This window comes from Parageobacillus sp. NEAU-HV-2 (assembly GCF_059115485.1).
In genome coordinates this window covers 15,338-37,089 of sequence record NZ_JBXUJJ010000003.1, presented here as the reverse complement: position 1 = coordinate 37,089, position 21,752 = coordinate 15,338, and the positions used below count along the sequence as shown (strand labels likewise).

At 41.8% G+C, this 21,752-nt stretch carries 21 protein-coding genes and 2 pseudogenes; 18 read left to right on the top strand and 5 right to left on the bottom strand.

What is annotated here, in order from left to right; genetic code table 11:
• Positions 1-4 precede the first annotated feature (4 nt).
• The 12 genes from AC1WMD_RS06345 (at position 5) to AC1WMD_RS06290 (ending at position 11,492) form a co-directional block, all read left to right on the top strand.
• Positions 5-946: a respiratory chain complex I subunit 1 family protein gene (locus AC1WMD_RS06345; protein ID WP_494256363.1), complete on the top strand. Its 942-nt coding sequence runs from the start codon at positions 5-7 to the stop codon at positions 944-946.
• Between the two features lie 18 nt (positions 947-964).
• Complete coding sequence (gene hyfE, locus AC1WMD_RS06340; protein WP_494256362.1) at positions 965-1,612, top strand: hydrogenase 4 membrane subunit; 648 nt, start codon at positions 965-967, stop codon at positions 1,610-1,612.
• A 12-nt stretch (positions 1,613-1,624) separates the two neighbouring features.
• Positions 1,625-3,103 carry a hydrogenase 4 subunit F gene (locus AC1WMD_RS06335; protein WP_494256361.1) on the top strand — a complete coding sequence of 493 codons (1,479 nt, stop codon included), beginning with the start codon at positions 1,625-1,627 and terminating at the stop codon, positions 3,101-3,103.
• A 58-nt stretch (positions 3,104-3,161) separates the two neighbouring features.
• Positions 3,162-4,601: a hydrogenase 4 subunit D gene (locus tag AC1WMD_RS06330; protein ID WP_494256360.1), complete on the top strand. Its 1,440-nt coding sequence runs from the start codon at positions 3,162-3,164 to the stop codon at positions 4,599-4,601.
• A 22-nt stretch (positions 4,602-4,623) separates the two neighbouring features.
• On the top strand, positions 4,624-6,351 hold the full coding sequence (locus AC1WMD_RS06325; RefSeq protein WP_494256358.1) for a hydrogenase large subunit: 1,728 nt from the start codon (positions 4,624-4,626) through the stop codon (positions 6,349-6,351).
• Between the two features lie 39 nt (positions 6,352-6,390).
• Complete coding sequence (locus AC1WMD_RS06320; RefSeq protein WP_494256356.1) at positions 6,391-6,909, top strand: formate hydrogenlyase complex iron-sulfur subunit; 519 nt, start codon at positions 6,391-6,393, stop codon at positions 6,907-6,909.
• A gap of 23 nt (positions 6,910-6,932) precedes the next feature.
• Positions 6,933-7,676, top strand: coding sequence for an NADH-quinone oxidoreductase subunit B family protein (locus tag AC1WMD_RS06315; protein ID WP_494256355.1), 744 nt, complete (start codon positions 6,933-6,935; stop codon positions 7,674-7,676).
• Positions 7,666-8,091 (top strand): formate hydrogenlyase maturation HycH family protein, encoded by a 426-nt coding sequence (locus tag AC1WMD_RS06310; RefSeq protein ID WP_494256353.1) that lies wholly within the window; start codon positions 7,666-7,668, stop codon positions 8,089-8,091. Before AC1WMD_RS06315 ends, AC1WMD_RS06310 begins: the two co-directional genes overlap by 11 nt.
• Complete coding sequence (gene hycI, locus AC1WMD_RS06305) at positions 8,063-8,518, top strand: hydrogenase maturation peptidase HycI (RefSeq protein ID WP_494256351.1); 456 nt, start codon at positions 8,063-8,065, stop codon at positions 8,516-8,518. The genes AC1WMD_RS06310 and hycI overlap by 29 nt, the downstream gene beginning before the upstream one ends.
• Before the next feature lie 115 nt (positions 8,519-8,633).
• Complete coding sequence (hypA, locus tag AC1WMD_RS06300) at positions 8,634-9,017, top strand: hydrogenase maturation nickel metallochaperone HypA (RefSeq protein WP_494256349.1); 384 nt, start codon at positions 8,634-8,636, stop codon at positions 9,015-9,017.
• Entirely contained in the window at positions 8,983-9,726 is a 744-nt protein-coding gene (gene hypB, locus AC1WMD_RS06295) for a hydrogenase nickel incorporation protein HypB (protein WP_494256347.1), read from the top strand. The genes hypA and hypB overlap by 35 nt, the downstream gene beginning before the upstream one ends.
• A gap of 629 nt (positions 9,727-10,355) precedes the next feature.
• The gene (locus AC1WMD_RS06290; RefSeq protein WP_494256679.1) at positions 10,356-11,492 is read left to right on the top strand and encodes a KamA family radical SAM protein; all 1,137 of its coding nucleotides are present in this window, start codon (positions 10,356-10,358) and stop codon (positions 11,490-11,492) included.
• 228 nt (positions 11,493-11,720) lie between these two features.
• Here the strand turns inward: AC1WMD_RS06290 and tnpA are convergent, their stop codons facing one another.
• The 4 genes and pseudogenes from tnpA to AC1WMD_RS06270 form a co-directional block, all read right to left on the bottom strand.
• On the bottom strand, positions 11,721-12,143 hold the full coding sequence (gene tnpA / locus AC1WMD_RS06285; protein WP_043904821.1) for an IS200/IS605 family transposase: 423 nt from the start codon (positions 12,141-12,143) through the stop codon (positions 11,721-11,723).
• A gap of 220 nt (positions 12,144-12,363) precedes the next feature.
• Positions 12,364-12,570, bottom strand: a pseudogene (locus AC1WMD_RS06280) (ISNCY family transposase); the annotation flags it as partial.
• 603 nt (positions 12,571-13,173) lie between these two features.
• On the bottom strand, positions 13,174-14,535 hold the full coding sequence (locus tag AC1WMD_RS06275) for a sensor histidine kinase (protein ID WP_494256345.1): 1,362 nt from the start codon (positions 14,533-14,535) through the stop codon (positions 13,174-13,176).
• A gap of 606 nt (positions 14,536-15,141) precedes the next feature.
• Positions 15,142-16,026, bottom strand: a complete 885-nt coding sequence (locus AC1WMD_RS06270) for a DUF2935 domain-containing protein (protein WP_494256343.1) — start codon at positions 16,024-16,026, stop codon at positions 15,142-15,144.
• 108 nt (positions 16,027-16,134) lie between these two features.
• On the opposite strand from AC1WMD_RS06270, the pseudogene AC1WMD_RS06265 reads away from it, so the two are divergent.
• Positions 16,135-16,404, top strand: a pseudogene (locus AC1WMD_RS06265) (arsenic resistance protein); the annotation flags it as partial.
• Between the two features lie 20 nt (positions 16,405-16,424).
• Positions 16,425-16,835: an arsenate reductase (thioredoxin) gene (arsC, locus tag AC1WMD_RS06260; protein WP_494256341.1), complete on the top strand. Its 411-nt coding sequence runs from the start codon at positions 16,425-16,427 to the stop codon at positions 16,833-16,835.
• A 187-nt stretch (positions 16,836-17,022) separates the two neighbouring features.
• Here arsC and AC1WMD_RS06255 read toward each other — a convergent pair whose 3' ends face one another.
• Positions 17,023-17,517, bottom strand: a complete 495-nt coding sequence (locus AC1WMD_RS06255) for a DUF1572 domain-containing protein (RefSeq protein WP_043904817.1) — start codon at positions 17,515-17,517, stop codon at positions 17,023-17,025.
• A 238-nt stretch (positions 17,518-17,755) separates the two neighbouring features.
• On the opposite strand from AC1WMD_RS06255, the gene AC1WMD_RS06250 reads away from it, so the two are divergent.
• From AC1WMD_RS06250 to AC1WMD_RS06235, 4 genes are all read left to right on the top strand, one after another.
• On the top strand, positions 17,756-18,208 hold the full coding sequence (locus AC1WMD_RS06250) for a ferritin-like domain-containing protein (protein ID WP_043904816.1): 453 nt from the start codon (positions 17,756-17,758) through the stop codon (positions 18,206-18,208).
• A gap of 383 nt (positions 18,209-18,591) precedes the next feature.
• A complete protein-coding gene (locus AC1WMD_RS06245) occupies positions 18,592-19,752 on the top strand; it encodes a methyl-accepting chemotaxis protein (RefSeq protein ID WP_052351480.1) in 1,161 nt (386 codons plus the stop codon).
• Positions 19,730-20,938 (top strand): phenylacetate--CoA ligase family protein, encoded by a 1,209-nt coding sequence (locus tag AC1WMD_RS06240; RefSeq protein WP_494256338.1) that lies wholly within the window; start codon positions 19,730-19,732, stop codon positions 20,936-20,938. The genes AC1WMD_RS06245 and AC1WMD_RS06240 overlap by 23 nt, the downstream gene beginning before the upstream one ends.
• A gap of 399 nt (positions 20,939-21,337) precedes the next feature.
• Entirely contained in the window at positions 21,338-21,673 is a 336-nt protein-coding gene (locus AC1WMD_RS06235; protein WP_494256336.1) for a hypothetical protein, read from the top strand.
• Positions 21,674-21,752: the final 79 nt, after the last annotated feature.

Genomic DNA, 21,752 nt, shown 5'->3' with positions numbered 1-21,752 from the left:
AAAGATGCCCGAAATGAAGTTGCTCCTCATCGGTTTGGTGCAGGCTGTATTTCTTCTGCTCGTAGCACCTTTTTTTACGGGGCTCTCCCGTGTTTTAAGGGCAAAAGTCCATTCTAGGAAAGGCCCTAGTATTTTACAAGACTACCGGGATATCTTTAAGCTCATAAAAAGACAAGAGGTTGTACCTGCCCAGGCTAGCTGGGTATTCCGCATTACCCCTTATGTAATCATGGCAAGCATGCTGCTTATTGCCATGATGATTCCAGTATTAACCCTGCAAGCCCCTTTGGGGATGGTTGGTGATCTCATTGTTGTTGTTTACCTGTTTACTGTGTTTCGCTTCTTCTTTTCTATTGCGGGGTTGGATTCTGGTAGCGGTTTCGCCGGAATCGGTGCCAGCCGGGAAATGGCCCTGGGCGTTCTCGTGGAACCGACGATCATCTTGGTGCTGTTCGTGGTTGCCCTTCTTTCCGGATCGACTGATCTTGGAATAATCAGCCAGAAGATGGCGACCGGTGAGATATCCTATTTAAGCCCGGCGATCTTGTTGGGAATGGTAGCTTTTGCTGTCGCCACTTTTATTGAATCCGGCAAGATCCCATTTGACTTGGCGGAAGCGGAAACGGAAATTCAGGAGGGACCCCTTACGGAATATTCAGGTCGCTCGCTAGCCATTTTGAAGTGGAGCCTAGGGTTGAAGCAAATGGTGGTTAACGCTTTGTATCTGGCCATTTTCTTTCCATTTGAGAGCGCGGCGGTGGTTACTCCTTCTTCAATTCTAGTATCTACGATTCTCTTTCTTTTAAAGGTTGTCGTTATTTATGTGATTGCGGCACTGCTGGAAAACAGCATGGCCAGATTTGTTCTTTTCAAAACACCCGCAGTAACCTGGGTGGTTTTCGGAATAGCCATGTTGTCGTACGTTTTCTACATGGTCAATATTTGATCGGAAGGGGATACGATCATGTCCGGCACAAGTGTAGTCAATGCCCTGGCTGTACTGCTTATCCTGACCTCGATGATGGTAGTAGAAACGAAGAGGCTCCGGTTGGCGGCGTACATGTACAGCATCCAGTCCCTTGTTCTGGTGTCGATCTTTCTGTCCTTGGCGGTATTTATGCATGCAGAACCACTGTACATATGGTCCATTACTGCATTCATCACTAAAACCTTCTTGGTGCCCTATTTAATCATCAGAACCCTTAAAAAGGTAGGGGAGCAAGAAGAAGGAAAGTCGCTTAAGACAACCACGTCGGTTTTTCTTGCTGTGCTCTTGGTAGCTTTATCTTTCGTAGTAGTCCATTCTTTCCAAATGTATGCGGTACTGAAGATCAAGATTGCCCTGGCGGTTTCTATCGCTCATTTTCTTCTCGGGTTGCTCTGTATGCTGGCTAGAAGGAATGCGCTCAAGCAGATCTTGGGCTATTGCTTGATGGAAAACGGATCGCATTTGACGCTGGCCTTAATGGCTTACAATGCTCCTGAGACGGTAGAAATTGGAATTTTGACTGATGCGGTATTTGCGGTTCTGATCATGCTTGTCATTGCCAAGCGCCTATCTAAGGGCTTCGGCACCTTGGACACGGGCAAGCACACACTACTTAAGGGTTAGGTGATGATTGAAATGGGGGAGAACATTCTAATCTACTTGCCTGCGGTACCGCTGGGAACAGCTCTATTGGCTTTTGCGATTAGATCCCGGCGTATGGTGGAGACCGTTCACTTTGTCGGGATTAGTATCTTGGCTCTTCTCTCCTTGTTGCTGGTCAAATCCGTACTAAACGGACAAAGCCTGTTTGCTCTGGACGATATGCTTTTCGCTGATGAACTGACGGCGATTCTCATTCTTCTGATCGGGGTAGTCGGCTTTCTAAACGGCTTCTATTCTATCGGATATATGAGACATGAGCTAACGCATGGAGAAGTAAATGAGAAGGGTGTTACTTCTTATTATGGTTTCTATCATATATTTTTGTTCACGATGGTGGTCTCTGCTATTTCCAACAATATTGCCATTATGTGGGTGGCGGTGGAGGCAACCACCTTGGGCTCGGCCTTCCTGGTCGGGTTTTACAAGCACAAGACTTCTGCGGAAGGTGCTTGGAAGTACATCCTGATCTGTAGCGTTGGTCTTGCTTTTGCTCTGTATGGAACGATCCTGACTTACTCTAACGCTTTTTCCTCGGTGCAAGACGCTCACCGAGCGATGCTATGGACCGAGTTGGTGCGAATGGGTCAACACCTTGATCCGCAGTTGATGAAGTTGGCCTTTGTATTCATTTTGATTGGCTTCGGTACCAAGGCTGGTCTGTTTCCTATGCACACTTGGCTGCCTGATGCTCACAGTGAAGCTCCGAGTCCGGCCAGTGCTCTTTTGTCAGGTGTATTGCTCAAGTGCGCATTGTTTGCAATTGTAAGATACTATGCCATTACTTTGCAGGTCGTTGGCAAGGAGTTTCCGAAGACCATGCTACTCATCTTTGGTCTTCTCACTGTAGGTGTCGCTGCTTTCTTCATTCTGATGCAGAACGATATCAAGAGAAAGCTGGCTTACAGCAGTGTTGAGCATGTTGGCATTATTGCTACAGGATTAGGTGTTGGAGGGGCGCTTGGAATATTTGCTTCGCTCCTTCACACCATCAACCATAGCATTACCAAATCACTTTTATTCTGTACGACAGGAAATATTACGATGAAGTATGGTACCCGGGATGCGAACAAGATCCGAGGAATGCTAAAAGTAATGCCTTTTACGGCATTAATGTTCATGGCAGGGATTATTGCTGCGGCCGGTTCACCGCCTTTCAATATTTTCGTAAGCGAGTTTACGACCTTGACGGCTGGCCTGCGAAGCGGGCATTTTTGGACAATGATCCTCTTTTTGCTATTTCTGGTGATTGCTTTCGTCGCATTGGTGCTCTTGATCAGTGAAACGGTTTTTGGTCCTCCTTCAGAGGATCTGCCCCGGGGTGATGCCAACTGGCTTACGTTGTTGCCTTTTGGAATCCTGTTCGTCTTTATGGCAGGGTTGGGGTTATATTTACCGGATCCGCTAAATCAATTACTGCAGGATGCAGTCAGCGTTGTCCTGGGTGATAAGTAAAGAAAGTGGAAATTTGCTGATTCATGAATGAGAGATTTAGTCAGGAGGTGCGATTTCGATGGTTTGGTATGCGCTGGGAAGCATCCTGCTGCCAGTATTAGGAAGCGCCCTTGTCCTTTTTATACCAGAACAACACGTGAAAAAGGTGAGTCAGTTTTTCTCCTTCCTCGCTTTTATCTGCGGTTTGCTTTTACTGCTCGCTTTTGCAGCAAACCGTGATAGTTTCACCCAGGATCTGCTAACCATTAGCGGTATTAACTTGTTTGGTGTCACGATTGATACCCTTAGCGTTTTGGTCAACTTCATGGTAGTTTTCATCGGTTGGCTGATTTGTACCTACTCGGCAGGGTACATGAATACCGGTAACCGAGAACATCCGATTAAAGAAGGGATTCCTAGGTTTTATGCTTTCATGTTGCTTTTTATCGGCTCTATGTCGGGTCTAGTCTTCTCTTCTACATTGCTCGGACTGTTGTTTTTCTTTGAAATGACTGGTCTCTGTTCGTGGAATTTGATCGGATTTTACGGAGATCAAAAATCACGAAGATCCGCGCTCTGGGCGATTATTCTCACGCACTTCGCGTCACTTGGACTCTATGTAGCAGCTGCCTATGTCTTTATTAGCACCGGTAGCTTCTCTGTCACCGCCCTTAGTGAATTAACAGAAACAGGAAAAATGATTGCTTTTATTGGAATCTTGATCGCCAGCTGGGGCAAGTCTGCTCAGCTTCCTTTACATCCTTGGCTTCCGCGGGCGATGGTGGCACCGACACCGGTAAGTGCCTATTTACATGCTGCTTCAATGGTTAAGGTTGGGGTTTACATCTTTGCACGGACCGTCTTGGAAGCAGGTTCGGTTCCCCAAGTAATCGGCGAGATTGGGGTGATCATGGCGGTTATCACGATGGTTTACGGTTTTGTTATGTATTTCCCGCAGGATGATATGAAGAAACTGCTCGCCTACTCGACGATTGCTCAACTCTCATACATTTTTTTGGCGGTCTCCCTTTCCATCTACGGCTCAAAGACGGCTTTTGATGGAGCGGTGGCCCACATCTTTAACCATGCCTTTGCTAAAGGCTTGTTCTTCCTAGTTGCAGGTGCGCTGGCATATACAACCGGCACCCGCAGGCTTTCGATGCTCAAAGGAATTTTTAAAAAAATCCCTGTGATCGGTTTGGGATATATTGCGGCGGCGATGGCCATTACTGGCGTTCCTCCTTTTAATGGTTTTTTCAGCAAATTCATGATCATCCTTGCCGGTTTTGAGGTTGGTATTCACCATCCACTCGTCCTTGTCCTAATGATCGTTACGATGATTGAGTCTGTTGGAAGTTTCATTTGGATCCTAAAATGGATGGGCGTAAACGTATTGGGTACGCAATCGGATGCAGTTGCAAGCGCGGCGGCACCGCCTTTGTCGATCAAATTTGTTCTTGGCGTTCTCATCATCATGACGCTGATTTCCCAGTACATTGTTTTTCTCCTATTAAGCTAGGGGAAAAGGAGGTTAACATGGCATGGAAAATAAAATGAAATGCGACCAAGATAGAAAAAAATACGTGGAGGCTTTGCGGTCTAAGTTTGGAACCGCGATTCTCGAAGAGAGCTGGCAAACATCGGATCAGGTAACCTTGACCGTTAAACTGAACTCCCTCCCAGAAGTGGTGGAAGAGGTATATTACCGGCAGGGCGGGTGGCTCTCGAGTGTTATTGGGAATGATGAGCGCGGCTTGAACGGACACTTTGCGGTATACTATGTTCTTTCCGTCGAAAAAGAGCAGGATCCTCATAAAAACTTCTGGTTGACCGTGAAGGCTTTGATTCCTTCCCATAAACCGGAGTTTCCTTCGGTAACCCCGCGGGTGCCGGCGGCCGTATGGTACGAGCGGGAAGTGCGGGATATGTTTGGTCTTGAGCCGGTAGGTCTTCCCGATACGCGGAGACTAGTATTGCCCGATGATTGGCCGGATCACCATTATCCTCTGCGGAAAGATGCCAAGGTTTTCCGTCCGGACCCGGCAGCGGAGGAAGAAAACTACAAGTTTATCGAAGTAGAAGGGGAGGGGATTGTCGAGGTACCTATAGGCCCACTGCATATTGCCAACGACGAACCCGGGCACTTCCGGCTCTATGTCGACGGCGAATATATCGTGGACGCTGACTATCGCCTTTTCTACGTGCACCGGGGGATAGAGAAACTGGCGGAGAACCGCATGGATTACGACCAAGTTAATTTCCTAGTCGAGCGGATCTGCGGCATCTGCGGTTACACCCATAGCGTGGCATATGCTACGGCGTTGGAAACGGCCAATGGAATTGAGGTACCGCCGCGTGCTCAATATATTCGTACGATCCTATTAGAGGTGGAAAGATTGCACAGCCACCTTCTGAATCTCGGGGTGGCGGCCCATCTGGTGGGGTTCGATTCGGGTTTTATGCATTTCTTCCGGGTCAGGGAGAAGTCGATGAAAATGGCCGAAATTTTGACCGGAGGCCGTAAAACTTACGGCATGAACCTTATTGGCGGCGTGCGCCGGGATATTTTAAAAGAGGAGAGAGAGCAAGTTTTGCGTTTAGTTTCCGAGATGCGGACGGATCTAGAAGAACTCCTCGATATCATGGTAAATACCACTAACTTTATCTCTCGAACGAAAGGGGTAGGCCGTCTAGACCCAAAAGTAGCGCGAGACTATAGCCCGGTAGGTCCTAATTTGCGGGGATCAGGATTTGCAAGAGATACGCGGATAACCCATCCGTATGCGGCCTACGGTCAGGTCACCTCGGACGTCATTTTCAAGGATGGATGCGACGTTCTTTCCAGACAACTGGTACGTGCAGCAGAGCTGTTCCAATCCTTGAACATCATTGAAAAATGCCTGACCGAAATGCCTCCGGGACCTGTCCTTGTAGAGGGGTTTTCCTATAAACCTTACACCTTTGCCGTTGGATATACGGAGGCACCTAGGGGGGAAAACGTTCACTGGGTAATGACAGGAAGTGGCCAGAAGGTGTATCGGTTGAGGGCGCGAGCCTCAACCTATAATAACTGGCCGTCCCTTAGATATATGTTTCAGGGCAACACGGTTTCTGATGCCCCGCTCATCATAGCTAGCATCGACCCTTGCTATTCCTGTTGTGATCGAGTTACTGTGGTCGATGTGCGTAAAAGAAAAGCGAAAACGATCGAATATAAGGAGCTGGAGCGGTACTGTCAAGAAAGAAAGTACTCTCCGCTAAAACTCTAACCCGGCTATAAGCGAGCAAAAGGAAGGGGGATTCCCAAGATGCTAAAATTGCTTAAAAAAGCATTACAGGTCGGGGAAGCTACTGTGAAGTATCCCTTTAAACCGTTAGAAGTTGCGCCTGGCTTTCGTGGGAAACCGGTTTACGACTTTAGCCAGTGTATCGCATGCGGTGCCTGCGCTACCGCCTGTCCGTCTAATGCCATTACCATGGAGCACGATTTCAAGCGGGGGGTCGTGTCTTGGAACATCAACTATGGCCGTTGCATTTTCTGCGGCCGTTGCGATGAGGTGTGCCCGACGGGGGCCATCGCTCTCTCAGAGGAGTTTGAATTGGCCGCCGGCAGAAAGGAAGACCTGTACTGCCGGGCTGAGATCCAGCTTTGTAAGTGCAACTCCTGTGGGGAATACTTTGCGCCCAATCGCGAACTAGAATACGTACTGGCAAACTTGGAACAGGTAGGATTGACTGATCATGACAAAGAAAAATGGAATCGGCTCGTGAAGGTATGTCCGGAATGCCGGCGCCGGCAGACGGCAACTCCATGGGTGTGCAATTAGGGTGTTAGGAGGGAGGCATTAAGATGGGACAAGAAGTAAAACTGGCAGATCTGAAAGCAAAGTTGAAAAACGTCATTAAACGCTCCGTTTACGTGTACCGCGTGGACTGTGGTGGATGCAACGGGTGCGAGATTGAAATTTTTAGCGCCATCTCACCGATTTTTGATGCGGAACGGTTTGGGATCAAGGTGGTACCCACTCCGCGGCACGCCGATATTCTTCTCATCACTGGCCCTATGACGAGGGCTATGCGGCTGCCGGCGATACGTGCGTACCAAGCGGCCCCTGATCCTAAAATCGTGATAGCTTATGGCGCATGTAGCTGTAGCGGCGGGATCTTTCACGACTGTTACAGTGTGTGGGGAGGGGCTGAAAGCATCTTTCCTGTAGATGTATATATTCCTGGATGTCCTCCAACTCCAGCGGCGACGTTGCACGGCATTGCAATGGCTCTGGATTTGCTTGAACAAAAGATGAAAGGAGAGCAGTTTGTAGAAAAGGAGATTGCTCGCGTTACTCCAAAATACAATGGGATTTCTCCAGATCTTGCTAAAGAGATCGAGTGGGAGGCTCGCCGCTTGAGTGGTTACCTGCATGGTCGGCGCATAGCCGCACAATATATCGAGTTCATGAGGGAAGGGGACCCATTGGCGGTCGATCAGAAAATTAAAGAGCTGGTAAAGCAAGAGAAAGATCCGCGACTGGCCGAAATTTTTTTGAGATTGCACAAGATTTATATGGAGAGGGTAGGCCATCATGCCGGGTAAGGTAAAGTTTTTTAAGCTGTACAAAAAGTTTGTGGACGAAGAAAATAATGTCGCGCCTGAGGTTAGGCAGCTGAATTATTATGCTCTAGCTATCGGTCATCATATTGGGGTGGTGGATTGTTTGTCGCCTGTTATGGTTATTGAAAAGGAAGACTATTTTAATTGGATTCGTAAACTGCCCCAGGGAAAAGCAAGAAGAAAGCTGGAAGGCCTAGACAAATGGGGAGAATTAGAGATAAATAGGGATCATGTTGCATCCTTAGGATCGGCACTGTCTGAAGCGAATTCCAGTTTCCTCCCGGAGGAGAAAAAATGGGCCAATAACCTGTTACAACTTCTCCAAATGATTCAAAAAGAACCAGCTATATATCTGGTGGTGAGGTTGAGTGAAGAGGCTAGTGATTACAGTAGGTAACGAGATGATGGGAGATGATGGAGCCGGGCCGCTTTTGGCCCGCCTTTTAGAAAAAAATCGCATACCCGGGTGGGAAGTAATCGACGGTGGGTCAGCGCCAGAAAATTATTTTCATCAAGTACGTGATATGAAGCCAGATGTTACAGTGGTAGTAGATGCCTGCGAAATGAATTTAGAGGCCGGAAGCGTACGGCTCATTTCGGAAAGCGATATTGCTGATGAGTTTATTTTGTCGACGCATCGGTTACCTTTATCGTTTTTCATCTCAGCTTTGAAAGAACTGGTTCCAAAGGTCTACTTTGTCGGGATCCAGCCTTCGATCGTCGCCTTTGGTTTACCGATCTCTCCTGAGATAAGGCAAGCAGTTGAGATGGTGTATCAAACGTTGAAAACAGGAAAAGTAGATTTTCCAACCTTGGATGATTGAAAGATTGCAGAGAGGCCGCAGGAAGCCGTCAGAACGAGGGCCTAAGGGCAGTTTTGAAAGGAGATTGGTGAAAATGAAAGGCATTTCGTGCGACATTGATTAGAGGTGCTCGGCTATGCATGAACTTTCCATAGCTCAAAACTTGGTTGAATTAGCTATTGAAGCAGCAGAAAATACGGGAATGAAACGGGTGCAAGCCCTTTATTTAAAACTTGGTGTCTTGTCCGGGATAGTAAAGGAAGCCTTGGAATTCTCCTTCGATGTGGTCATCCAAGGGACGCCATTGGAAGGGGCAAAACTCATCATTGAGAACGTTCCTGTAAAAGTATTCTGTCCTACTTGCCAAGAAGCCCATGTTTTGTCTGAACCGTTTCCTATGCGCTGCCCTGTGTGTGGGACGAGAACGAGTCAAGTGCTCGAAGGGAAAGAGATAGAATTGTATGCCTTGAAAGGGAGGGGAAAAGATGAAGGAGATGATGTTAAATCCCCGGGTTGTTGAAATTCGGCAGAATGTCCTTAAGAAAAACGATATTCTTGCTAGAGAATTACGAAAGCAGTTTCAGGAGGCCGGTGTCTACGTCGTCAATTTGGTCTCAAGCCCAGGCGCTGGAAAAACGACCTTGCTTACAGAAATGTTAACTCGCCTTGGCAAACGGTATAGTGTGGCAGCCCTGGTCGGTGATTTAGCCACAGAAAACGACGCCAAACGTTTACGCCAGAGCGGAGCGAAAGTGCGGCAAATTACTACTGGTACAGTTTGTCACCTTGAGGCGGATATGATTAAAAGATCCATGGAAGGATGGGACCTAGAAGATATCGATTTTCTTTTTATTGAAAATGTTGGCAATCTCGTGTGCCCGGCGAGTTACGATTTAGGAGAAAATCAGCGTGTCATTCTCTTTTCAGTGACGGAAGGAGAAGACAAGCCGGTAAAATATCCTACCATCGTCAACAGTGCCGATATGGTGGTCATTACGAAGACGGACTTGGCTGAAGCGGTGGAGTTTCAACGAGCTCTTTTCTATGAAGCGCTGAACGAGATAAGACCAGACCTCCCCATTTTTGAAGTTTCTGCCCGCACGGGAGAAGGGATCGACGAGTGGATATCCCGTTTGGAGGCTGACAAAGAAGCGTTTGAAAAAGCGGTTGGGGTTATCAATATCGACACAATGCAAACGCGCTTGAGCACCCCGTCGGAGCCTTCATAGTGTCGTCCGAAGGTGCGTGCGCCGCGTATTGCCATCACGTCTACTTGTGTCAAGTTAGTCAGCGAAAAATTCAAAAAAGGGGATTCAACGATAAGTGGGCTTGTTTTGCTAGGAATTGCACTTTTTCTCGGTATGCGTCATTCATTGTTGTTTACTCCATTACACACACTTTTTGAGCTATCGCCAAAAGTACGTAAGAACCAAAAAATACAGAGTATTGTAGTATATTAAAATCATAATTTTGTATAAAAATACAATCAAGTAATTTAGTTATCAGCCTCTGTAGCCATGATCATTTTGCCAAGCAACTGCTACAACAGTTTTGGCAAAACCTAAAAAGGTTATCATGGCTACCATTCTATCTGTGTAAAGCTCCAGCACATATTACTGTATAAGTTTTTGACAATTCTCCTATTATAGTCAATCTATTGGTTGTAGGAATTGATGTTCAATTATAGTCAACTAAAAGATGAATTTTTATGAGAGATGATGCGATTGGTTTCTGATAAACTGATAAAAATGCAAGTCACAAAGAATACAATATATTTTTCAGATTAAACTTTGCATCTCTTCTATACTTTTGTTAGCCTTAATATAGAAGGATTTTTAAATAAAAGGAGGGTGGTATGATGGCACAACCAAAGTATATTACAAATATTGAAAAAATCACACAAATTCCGAAGGAAGAACGGGAAAAATTAAAAGAAATCACTAACAAATATGTATTTAGAGTGAATGAGTATTATCTTAATCTGATTAATTGGGATGACCCGAACGATCCTATAAAGAAATTGGTTATACCGAATGAAAGAGAATTAAACGAATATGGTAGTTGGGATGCTTCCGATGAGGCGGCTAACTATGTGGTGCCAGGATGCCAACACAAGTATAAAACGACTGCATTACTCATTGTTTCAGAGGTTTGTGGAGCATATTGTCGATTTTGTTTCCGGAAGCGTTTGTTTCGTAGTGATGTACAAGAAGCTATGTCAGATGTAACACCCGGAATAGAATATATTGCACAAACTCCTGAAATAAATAACGTTTTATTGACTGGTGGAGACTCTCTTATTTTGGCAACCAAAAAAATAAGACAGATTGTAGAAAGATTGCGAGCGATTGACCATGTGAAAATCATCCGTTTCGGTTCAAAATTGCCTGTCTTTAACCCTATGAGAATTTATGAAGATCAGGAACTGCTTGATTTGTTTCGTGAATATTCTACACCAGAAAAACGCATTTATGTCATGGCACATGTGAACCATCCACGTGAAATAACAGAAGAAGCACGTAAAGCCTTCCAAGCTCTTCATGATGCCGGAGTTATCGTTGTGAATCAAACTCCTATCTTAAAAGGAATAAATGATGATCCCGAAGTGTTAGCACAACTGTTAGATAAACTTTCATGGGCAGGAGTAACCCCATATTACTTTTTTGTTAATAGACCGGTAGCAGGCAATAGCGATTTTGTATTAACGCTGGAAGAAGTATATCAAATAGTTGAACAAGCAAAAGCAAGAACATCGGGATTAGGCAAACGCGTTCGCCTCGTTATGAGCCATTCCTCAGGAAAAATTGAAATATTAGCAATCGAAAATGGCAAAGCATATCTGAAATATCACCAGTCAAGAGATGATGAACAATATGGAAAATTTATGATTTTGGATTGCCCAAAAGACGCCACTTGGTTTGATGACTTACCTGGAAATGAACAATATTGGAAAAAACCAGTGAAACAAGCAGTTTCAGTGACTTCGGTTAGCTAAATGAACCTCTCCCACCTCTATTCCATTAAGAGGTGGGAGTTTTTTGTTTTAACTGTTCTTCAAGAACGCCAATCATGAATAAAAAGTGTTCAGCTAGTAAAGAATTGAAAATGTTTCGAATCTGACAATTCTTTTTTGTTTTGCATCGGAATAATGTCTCGATCCCCCTGGAACGATACCCCTTGAATCAAAACCCTCGACGCATTCCCATGCTAATAATGAGTAGCATTAGGAGGGGTTAGTCGGGGAAGGTTTATCTTGTTCTTCTATATATTGTTGAATTACTTCTAATGAAGCGCCTCCTGTTGAGAAAATCATATAACTGTTGCTCCAAAAATATGGTTTCCAATAATACTGCGACAATTCATTCTGAAATTCTTTACGAATATATCGAGATGAAACAGTTTTAAAATTGTTGATTAATTTAGAAAGCTGAACTTGTGGAGGAGCTTTAAACAATAAATGTATGTAATCTTCTTCTCCGTCCATTTCGATTAACTCGCATTTAAAACGCGAAAAGATATCTTCGGCAATTTCGTTTAAACGGTGATGCATCTGTTTCGAGATGCATTTTTTTCTATATTTTGTAACGACAACTAAATGATAATATAAACTGTAAACAGAGTGTCTATTCCTATCAAATTGATACATTTTTTTTAAACAATACTCCTTTACAACTAAATGATTCATATATTACAATGGTGGTGTTGCAAAACTAGAGTAAAAATTCGAACTTTATGCATAAATGTCGCATTACACATACAGTACATATCGAAGAAATCGATGTCATCTCAGTGGTTCCAGTCACTCATTAATACCCGTTCCATCCACGGCGAAATCCAAACAACCATTGGCCAAACCTCGTTTTCTAAAAAATAGGGATAACTTGGTTATAGGCATCTTTCCGTTCCTCGCTATTGCGGCGGCTGATGGGGGAAATCCATATGATTCTTGGCCGTTCTGCTGTTTGACCGAACCTTTTCACTGTTATATGCGGCACCGCCCGTACAAATTCGATATTCCATTGTTGCAAAGAAACTAGCAGTTCAGGTGCCACTGCCGCTTGATTTTGGTCACTGTATATGATTTCCAAAGTGATGGATTTTTTATGGGTATTATTCGTTTTGCAACATGTTCTACAATCATAACATAAAACAATACTTGTGAAAAAGAGTTTTTTTGGAGGGGAAAGTTAGTTCGGAGAAAACCAAAACCATCAGAAATAAAATGGTTTTTTCACGGGGCAAAAATTTTTCTGAGTAAACTTACGATTCATGTGGGAGTTAGTAAAAATTATTACCAAACATTAAAAGAAGAAGATCGTTTGATCTTCTTCTGAAGGTCATTGGTCTTTTTTAAGTTTAATATAATAAAAATTAGGTATAGAAGGATGATGATTGTTTTGTTGTTTAGTTGTTTAAATGAAGGACTTACTGCTTATTCTAGGTGAAAAATAGAGGAGGTAAGTCGGTTATTATTGATACTATACTATGAATCTTAAATGAGGAAGAGTTTTAACACTCAATTGGTCATACTAAGAAGGAGATAAGGTCTCATGTTTCGATTGACCCTAATTCTCCCCGAGTCTCAACGAAATTGAACAATTAGTTTATTACCTTGGGTAAATTCGAACGATTTATGTTCGGCATCCTTGCATTTAAAAGTGCAAAATAAGACTAATCTAATCTACCGTAATTTTTATGTTTGGGATCATTTTTCTAATTCGTGTTTCGTCTCGTGAAGCGACCGAGATGTTTCGGTTTTGCTCAACAGATGGGGTGTGCAGAGATTGTGCGAGCGGAAGATATAATGATACTTGCGTGCCCTTGTTGACTTCGCTTGCAATTTGGATCGTTCCACCCATCGATTCGATAATTCGATAGACGACCATCATTCCAAGCCCGGTACCTCTTCTTCCTTTTGTTGTAAAATATGGTTCTCCAAGGCGTTCGATTTGCTCTTTTGTCATTCCGACCCCTGTATCCGAGATGCGGATAAGCACCTGATCTTTTTCGATAGAAATGTAAACTTTGAGTGTGCCGCCATTTGGCATTGCTTCAATAGCGTTCTTTATTATATTGAGTATGCATTGTTGAAGCTTTTGGCGTTCCCCTTTGACATTACAAGGAATGAGTGATGCTTGAACTGCAACACTATTCATGTTTGCAAGTGGACGTACAATATCGATGACTCGTTCAATTTCTGTTTTCACATTTAGATTTTCTACACTTTCTGGAGCAGGTTTGGCGAATGTAAGATAATCAGTGATAATCGCTTCAGCGCGATCTAATTCTTCGATGGCAATGCTAATGTATTGTTTCCGCTTTTCTTGCGCTAAATGACTTTGCTCCAGTAATTGCATAAACCCTCGCGCGATTGTTAGTGGGTTACGCACTTCATGGGAAATGGAAGCAGCTAGGTGGCTAACCACTTCCATTTTTTCCGCGCGGATAATCCGTTTTCTTAATACGCTGTTTTTATATAAAACTTCTTTAAGATAGCATGTTAAAATCATACTGATTGGCTGAACAGGCAAGTAGAACCAAAGCGCTGAAGAAGCCGGCAATGTGTGATAAAATGATTGGATCAAAACGACCATGAGCATCTCGGAAACAGTTGATAATAGAAAAGCAAGTAAAATGCGCTGTTTTGAAGACAAGGCCAAAAATTTTTTCGATAAGGCAATGCTGGTGAGCATAATGAAGATCGATATAATAGAGGTCAGCATCAATTCTTTTCCGCCAAAAAAAGAGCGATAGCCAATCGTCACTATACAAAGAAAAAGGCTGGCGATCGGTCCTTTATATAAACTTCCTAACCAAAGGGGAACTTGATGTAAGTCAAAAAAATATTCTGTATCGATGTTGGCATTGATAGGGAATGTCATGCAAAGAACGATGATCACAGCGGAAGCAAGTGCTAAAATGTACTTCCTTGTTTTTTCAGGTGCGTTTCTTTCCTCAAGCCATAATGCAAGAATGAAAACTGGGATCAGAATGAAGAATAAATTTAATAGAACGTTTTTTACAATATCGAGGAACATATTCACACCCTCCTTTACATGACAAAATTTTTTAATGATTCCAACATTTAATATTGTAAAAAAAGGATTGTCAGATGTTAAGTATGAATGATTAGTGTTTTTTTGACATAAATATTTATTTTTCGACACGAATCTTTTTCATAAAAAGTTGAAATTATGCATAATTATACTAAAATTATGTATAATTTTACGTTCGTAAATAGCGGTTAAATCTATATTTAACATATTTACCGAGAAGTCTCCCACCTCTAAACAGAGTGTAGGTGGGAGAGGTTCATTAGAAGCGCATTAACATATGCCATTGTTGGTCCGGGGTATCTAAGTTTTGAACCGCCTAGTGAAAATCGCTGAGCATTTTGAAAACATTGCAGGAAGAGATATCCCACGTGGAGATGTCGCACAAGTAATAGTATCTTGTCTTGATATGACCTGAACAAGGGAGTTCGCATTTTTTCCGTTTCAGCTCTTTTGGAACAGGTGTTAAAAGTTTGTCCTTTTTTCGCCATAAAAAATCCCCTCCCAAGTAGACACTTAAGAACATCATATCAAATGTCCTCTTTTTTTGCTGTCTACTTGTAGGGGATAATACCAAATTGCATCTCTTTTTCACATGTTTGTCTCTTTCTGTTTTTGTTTTAACCGTTCTTCAAGAACACGAATCATGAATAAAAAGTGTTCAGCTTCGCGAACAACGTGGTCAGCGAGTAATGGATTAATAACGCTTCGAATCTGGGAATGTTTAATTAGCTCAAGCCCCGCTTTCTTGAAGTTTCTTAATTCTTCGGTTGCGCTTTCACTATCCTTATTCATCTTTCCGATGATCGGATAGGTCGGTTTCTTTTGATAAAGCATGGATTCAACGTCCCTAGCTTGGTTTAACAGAGTTTCAAAATCGTCACCAAATTTTCGTGCAGTAGCTACCAAATTTCTTTCAGATTGATCTAGTAATGAAGCGATAAAACGGGAATGTTCCATCATAATGCGCAGCCAAAACACATTCTCATGGATAATGGCATCTTGAATAGGCTCTAATATGCCATTGTTAAATTTTTGAAGACTATTCATAAAATACTCTGCTTCACGAGCAATATGGTCAACAAGGAGAGGAAAATTAAAACCTTGAACTTTTCCATTTATAATAAGAATGAGAAGATTTCTTTTGAAATTTCTAAATCCATATACCAACTGGATACTATCCTCATTAAGTTTTCTAACTGCTGTAACTGATTCTGGGGTTTGATGCGCCCTTTTTTCTTGTTGTTCAAAATAGTGGTAGAAACGTTCTGTTTGTTGAATTAAATCTTTATCATTTCTATTCATACCATCCCCTAGAAACAATGCATGCTCCTTCATAATACGAAGCCAAAATTTATTTTCAGTAAGGGAGCGTTCAATAAACATTTTTTCTGAAAGAGACTCTGGCGGGTCTGCAAATTGTTCTGGTGGTAAAAGCATAGCTCTTGTTCTGTCTTCAGCAAAATGCCCCGGCATGTTAGATGGACTCCACATGTGGCTTCACCTCTCGATTTAGATAAGCTAATGTACGATATGCGGATGTTTTGCTAAATATGACTTTAAAGTGGATCTTGTTCTTTCACACACTTTGTGTTGATGTTTTTCGTTTCCTTCTTCTTAGGGAAGAAAATTGGGGCGAGCTATCCTGTCGCCACCACACTTGCTTTTACGGCTGGCAGTAATAACTTTGAGGTAGCGATTGCCGTAGCTGTTGGCGTGTTTGGGATTCATTCTGGTGCAGCGTTTGCAGCTGTTATTGGACCACTTGTGGAAGTGCCTGTCATGATTGCGTTGGTCAACGTGGCATTATGGTTTCAACGAAAATACTTTAAAACAGAATCAGTATCATACTAACAACAGAGGTGGAATGAAACATGAAAAACAAAAAGATCATTTACTTCTTATGCACAGGAAACTCTTGCCGCAGTCAAATGGCAGAAGGATGGGCAAAAAAATATCTTGGAGACGAGTGGGAAGTTTATAGAGCTGGCATCGAAGCTCACGGATTAAATCCAAACGCGGTGAAAGCCATGAAAGAAGTAGGGATTGATATTTCGAATCAGACATCGGATGTCATTGATCCGGAAATTTTAAATAAAGCGGATCTCGTTGTGACATTATGTGGTCATGCGGCGGACCATTGCCCAGCAACACCATCACACGTGAAACGCGTACACTGGGGATTTGATGATCCGGCAAAAGCAGAAGGAACAGAAGAAGAAAAATGGTCTGTATTCCAGCGTGTTCGCGATGAAATCGGGGAACGAATCAAGCGGTTTGCGTAGACGGGGAATAGTTGTTCCCACAGTTGATTGACGACGGAAGGAGTATCGAAAAAACTGCCAAAAAACAGGCAGTTTTTTCTTTGAATGTTATTCATCTATATCTCATTGTGATGGTTAATTTCGTCAGAAAGGCATCAGGAAAATTCCTATTGCCTTTCTCTACAATAACCAAAAACCATCCTTAGATTTATTTGTTTCTTGGTATCGTCAATGTTTTCCAGCCTGTAGACTTAATTTGTTTCGCGATATAAACAATTTGCCCGACATGATAGGAGTAATGGTACATTTGCCGCTCGATGGCTTGAATGACGGAATGTGGTTCATTTCGAATCGTCACGGTTTTTAACAGGTCATTTTCAGTAATTTCATTTAATGTAGTGAAAAATGTGCTCCACCCTTTTTCCCAGCAGGCGAGAACTTCTTCCCGAGTGCTCCAATCGTTGATGAATTCCGCATCGCGGTGGCGATTCGGTTTTTCTCCGTCTGAATGGAAAAAGTCAGTCCAGCGGGAAATCATATTGCCGCTCATATGTTTGACAATGATGGCAATACTATTGGATTCTTCGTTCAAACGATAAAAAAGTTCATCGTCGGACAATTGTTCCATAGCGCGTTCCGCTGTCATTTTCATCTCCAAAAACTGTTTTCTTACGACCTTTAAGTATTCCTGCCCGATGCTCATTATGACACCTCCATCTAAATAGTAATCAGTGCATTTTCCAAAGTTTTGTTTACTATATTTGGGATTATATTCTATTATAAGGTATTTTTTTCAAGGCTTTATATAAAGAGCTCCGCTTAAGAAATGCTAATTTGACAAAATGGATAGTCGAGGGGAAAAGGAAAGGGACCGTAAAACATGCACCCAATGTTATATTCATCATAATATGAAGATAAACAAAAACCGGGGGGGATCTATAATGTATCCATATTTTTACAACTACACTAACCTTAACAGACAGTCAGACAAATTAATACGTGACATTGAAAAGGCAATAAATGGACAATATAGCGCCATTCAATGTTATGCCAAATTAGCAAAAATGGCTCCTACGGATAAGGAAAGGGTTCAAATTCTTGAAATTCGTGATGATGAAATGAAACATTATCAACGATTTACACGAATATATGTAAGTCTGACAGGTATGCAGCCTAATGTAAAAGTTACTGAGGAATGTCCTAATACCTACATTAAGGGATTAGAATATGCCTTGGAAGATGAACAAGAAACTGTTGATTTTTACCTAGATATTGCTGAGGAGACGAATAATCCATATATAAAAGAAGTTTTTCGTCGTGCAGCAGCAGATGAACAAAACCATGCAGTTTGGTTCTTATACTTTTATATAAAGAATAAAAGAGCTGGGTTATGACTAATTCAGCTCTTTTATTTATCATATATGAACAGGTAGTGTCAAAAATAGGATGTTTTTCCTATATAAATATAATTCCTAAGTCCGATATTAAGTATGAAAAAATATTAAACATACCATTTTCGAAACGGAGTGACGGAAGTTTACAAAGTTTAAAGGCAATGTAGGCCATGCCAGCCAGTAGGCTTATATCCCTTCATGTTTATGTGAGGGATTTTTTGTTTTACAAAGGATGGATTTTCTTATGGTGAAAGACCTTTTAGTTTAGGAGGTTTCAAAGTCCTGATTTTGTACAACTTGGAAGATAAAAAATATTTGGGGAAAAGTTTCACTTTTAGGCATATAACGATACGTTTACTAAAAAACAGAAAGGGAGTAATTGCATGAGTGTGAAGATTAAAATGAATGGGCTTTTAAGTATTTCGTTTTTATTACCTACTGTTCTTTTATTGCTTTATTTCGTAAAACATTCTTTTCATTGGTTGATTGGATCTGCTATCTTATCTTCTTTTATTTCTGTTTTAGTTACTGCTGTTCTTTTTAATCGAAAGTTTTCAGTTGAATCAAAGCAAATTAGTGAAGAAGAACAAGCTTTATCTAATGAGAAAGATGAAGTGATGGTTTTCTTCCAAAGCCTTGAACATGATGCCGAAGAATTAAAAGATTCTCTGCAAACACTTTGCGAGAATATGGAAAATATATCCAAAGTAGCGACGGATATTTTGAAAGGAGCTAACATTCAATCCGAAAATGTAGAAAGAAGCACCGAAGCCATGATGGATATTTCATCTGGCATCCAGCAAATCGCCTCAAATGCCCAAAACGTATCCAATACGTCAACGACAACCTTACAGGCTGTTGCGGACGGATTTAAGGCAATTGAAACGGTAATTGGTCAAATGGAATCGATTCATCAAAAAGTGGAAAATCTTTCACAAGTGATTACTGATTTGTCTAAGCATTCTCGGGAGATTGGAAATATAGTCAATACCATTACGGAAATTTCAAATCAAACCAACTTATTGGCGTTAAACGCAGCGATTGAAGCAGCTCGAGCCGGAGAGCATGGGAGAGGTTTTGCGGTAGTTGCCGATGAAGTAAGAAAACTGTCTGAAGAGGCGACTGCATCAACGAATCAAATTAGCGAAATTGTTTCTTCCATCCAAGAAAATATTTCAAAATCCGTGGAATATATGAACGAAGGAAAAGCAGAAGTGACAAATGGTATTCGTATCGTAAATGACGCAAAACGCGCTTTTGAAGTGATCCAATCAGACATGGACAATGTTTTGCAACAAATCATAGAGGTTTCAGCTGCTGTTCAGCAACTTTCAGCAAGCTCTGACGAAATTAGAAAGATTACAGAGTTTACCAAAAATGTTCAAAAAGGCGGAGTAGAAAAAATACAAAATATGAATGAACTGTTTGATGAATTAATCACAGCAGCCAATGCGATCCTTTCTTCCGCTCATCATTTGCATCAAAAAGTAAATAATGCAAATCAACAGGAGGAGAATACTTATGCAAAATCAACGGTTCATTGAGGCTGCAATGCGGTCCAAGCTATACCAAAAAAAGTTAAAAAATATTAATCTGGAAGACTGGAACAGTATTCCTTTTACAACGAAAGATGATCTTAGAAATGCAGATACATATGATGTACTAGGTGTGCCCTTACATCAGGTTGCGACTTATCATGAGACAAGCGGAACAACTGGTACGCCGACTCCAAGTTGGTTCAGTCATAAAGATATCGAACAGGAAGCTCAGGTAGTTCTTCAATCTTCTTTGAATTTAAATGAACATGATATTGTCTTAAATCGGTTCCCTTTTGCGATGGCAATTCCTGCTTTTATTGTGTATTGGGCAGCACAAAAGGTCGGAGCAGTTCATATCGGTGTTGATAAAGCAAGCATGGTGACTCCTGATAGACGGGTTGTAGAAATAATGGAACGAACGCACCCTACGATTTTGACACTGCTTCCATCCGAAGCTGAGAAGTTATACCATGTCAGTATGCAAATGGGAGTTCGTTTTCCTACCAAAGGGTTGCGGGCATTGCTTTTAGCAGGCGAGCTCGTTTCACCGGCAAGAAAAAAATACATTGAAAAAATGTGGGGAGTTCCGGTTCACTTGTTGTTTGGAAGCACTGAGACGGGTGGATTATTTATGACATGCGAAAATGGGCATTACCATATTGACCACCCAAATGTAAAGATCGAAGTAGTAGATGAGTGGGGGATTCCTGTTGAAAATGGAATAAAAGGGAATTGCGTGATTTCTTCCGCGAGGGAAGGAATGCCGCTTTTGCGATATGCGAATCAAGATATCATTAAATTGATTGATGGGGCACAATGTAATTGTAAAAAAACGGAGCCAATTATGATTCACTATGGTCGAAAAGAAGATGTAATAGAATATCAAAACAAGTCGGTAAGTTTTTATGAATTGCAGGAAGCTGTTTATACACTTAGTAAGGTTCCGTTTATGTGGAAAATAAAAACTTCAGGTGATCGAGTACAATTTCTATGCCAGTTCATTGAGCCAGCGGGAGAAAACATCATTTCTACTATTAAACATGAATTAAGTGAAAAATTAGGTTTTGAGATGGATATTCAACAAACAGAGATCATCCCGCTTGAAAAGCTTACGGAAAAGCCTGCCTATGGAAAATATGCATACATTGAACGCGAACGTATAAATGAGACTGAAGTACTCGCTAAATATTAAGGGATTTTGATAAGGATATCATTCTTAACAAGGCCTGAACAAAAGCCAACGTATTTGAAAGCAACGCCATCATTTCGGTGTTGCTTTTCTTTCATCGTCAAATCACACTCTTAAGCTATCATCTTGCTTTTCACCACGAAATTTCAGAAATTTTCTTTAAACACTGAAAAAAGTTAAAAATCACTAGTTGAATAAAACAGGGAGATAAATGCTGCCATTCACTACCTTTTTGTAATTTTAAAATAAAACTATGTTCTAAATAATCAGCTTTACGAAACGTAATTTTAACAGGTGATGTAGTCGAATACAGAATTTGCATGTTTAAAAAAACGTGATCAGAAACATACTAAAGGTGCGCTATATAACAAACTAAATGAAACACTGAAAGGAGTCATTTATATGGAACACAAATCTCATGAGAATCATCAACATCAACATAGCATCGCATGTGGCCATACCAAAATTCGTCATGGCAATCATATCGATTATCTTCATAATGGTCATTTACACCATGAGCATCAAGGCCATTGGGATGAATGTAAAATCGAAGTTAGTGAAACCAATCCTGATATTTGCAAACCAATTGATTGCGGCTGTAACCATGATGAAGACTGTGGCCATGAAATGGTACCCCATGGTGACCATTATGACTATCTTGTAAATGGACGTCTGCATCACGTACATAATGGACATTGTGATGATCATGGTCCTGTAGAGCTGATAATTTTAAAGTAAACGCTTTATGCGTCAAACGAGCGTTGACGACGAGAAGCAGTTAAATAGCAGAGGGTTTTTAAACAACTTTTTTCTCGAT

What these genes read in the sequence shown, in the direction of transcription:
- AC1WMD_RS06335 (WP_494256361.1), top strand. Translation starts at nt 1,625, where the DNA reads ATGGGGGAGAACATTCTAATCTACTTGCCTGCGGTACCGCTGGGAACA.
- AC1WMD_RS06250 (WP_043904816.1), top strand. Translation starts at nt 17,756, where the DNA reads ATGTATCCATATTTTTACAACTACACTAACCTTAACAGACAGTCAGAC.
- AC1WMD_RS06290 (WP_494256679.1), top strand. Translation starts at nt 10,356, where the DNA reads ATGGCACAACCAAAGTATATTACAAATATTGAAAAAATCACACAAATT.
- AC1WMD_RS06330 (WP_494256360.1), top strand. Translation starts at nt 3,162, where the DNA reads ATGGTTTGGTATGCGCTGGGAAGCATCCTGCTGCCAGTATTAGGAAGC.
- AC1WMD_RS06310 (WP_494256353.1), top strand. Translation starts at nt 7,666, where the DNA reads ATGCCGGGTAAGGTAAAGTTTTTTAAGCTGTACAAAAAGTTTGTGGAC.
- AC1WMD_RS06235 (WP_494256336.1), top strand. Translation starts at nt 21,338, where the DNA reads ATGGAACACAAATCTCATGAGAATCATCAACATCAACATAGCATCGCA.
- tnpA (WP_043904821.1), bottom strand. Translation starts at nt 12,143, where the DNA reads ATGTATCAATTTGATAGGAATAGACACTCTGTTTACAGTTTATATTAT.
- hyfE (WP_494256362.1), top strand. Translation starts at nt 965, where the DNA reads ATGTCCGGCACAAGTGTAGTCAATGCCCTGGCTGTACTGCTTATCCTG.
- AC1WMD_RS06255 (WP_043904817.1), bottom strand. Translation starts at nt 17,517, where the DNA reads ATGAGCATCGGGCAGGAATACTTAAAGGTCGTAAGAAAACAGTTTTTG.
- AC1WMD_RS06320 (WP_494256356.1), top strand. Translation starts at nt 6,391, where the DNA reads ATGCTAAAATTGCTTAAAAAAGCATTACAGGTCGGGGAAGCTACTGTG.
- AC1WMD_RS06245 (WP_052351480.1), top strand. Translation starts at nt 18,592, where the DNA reads ATGAGTGTGAAGATTAAAATGAATGGGCTTTTAAGTATTTCGTTTTTA.
- AC1WMD_RS06315 (WP_494256355.1), top strand. Translation starts at nt 6,933, where the DNA reads ATGGGACAAGAAGTAAAACTGGCAGATCTGAAAGCAAAGTTGAAAAAC.
- arsC (WP_494256341.1), top strand. Translation starts at nt 16,425, where the DNA reads ATGAAAAACAAAAAGATCATTTACTTCTTATGCACAGGAAACTCTTGC.
- AC1WMD_RS06325 (WP_494256358.1), top strand. Translation starts at nt 4,624, where the DNA reads ATGGAAAATAAAATGAAATGCGACCAAGATAGAAAAAAATACGTGGAG.
- hypB (WP_494256347.1), top strand. Translation starts at nt 8,983, where the DNA reads ATGAAGGAGATGATGTTAAATCCCCGGGTTGTTGAAATTCGGCAGAAT.
- AC1WMD_RS06270 (WP_494256343.1), bottom strand. Translation starts at nt 16,026, where the DNA reads ATGCCGGGGCATTTTGCTGAAGACAGAACAAGAGCTATGCTTTTACCA.
- AC1WMD_RS06240 (WP_494256338.1), top strand. Translation starts at nt 19,730, where the DNA reads ATGCAAAATCAACGGTTCATTGAGGCTGCAATGCGGTCCAAGCTATAC.
- AC1WMD_RS06275 (WP_494256345.1), bottom strand. Translation starts at nt 14,535, where the DNA reads ATGTTCCTCGATATTGTAAAAAACGTTCTATTAAATTTATTCTTCATT.
- hypA (WP_494256349.1), top strand. Translation starts at nt 8,634, where the DNA reads ATGCATGAACTTTCCATAGCTCAAAACTTGGTTGAATTAGCTATTGAA.
- AC1WMD_RS06345 (WP_494256363.1), top strand. Translation starts at nt 5, where the DNA reads ATGCCCGAAATGAAGTTGCTCCTCATCGGTTTGGTGCAGGCTGTATTT.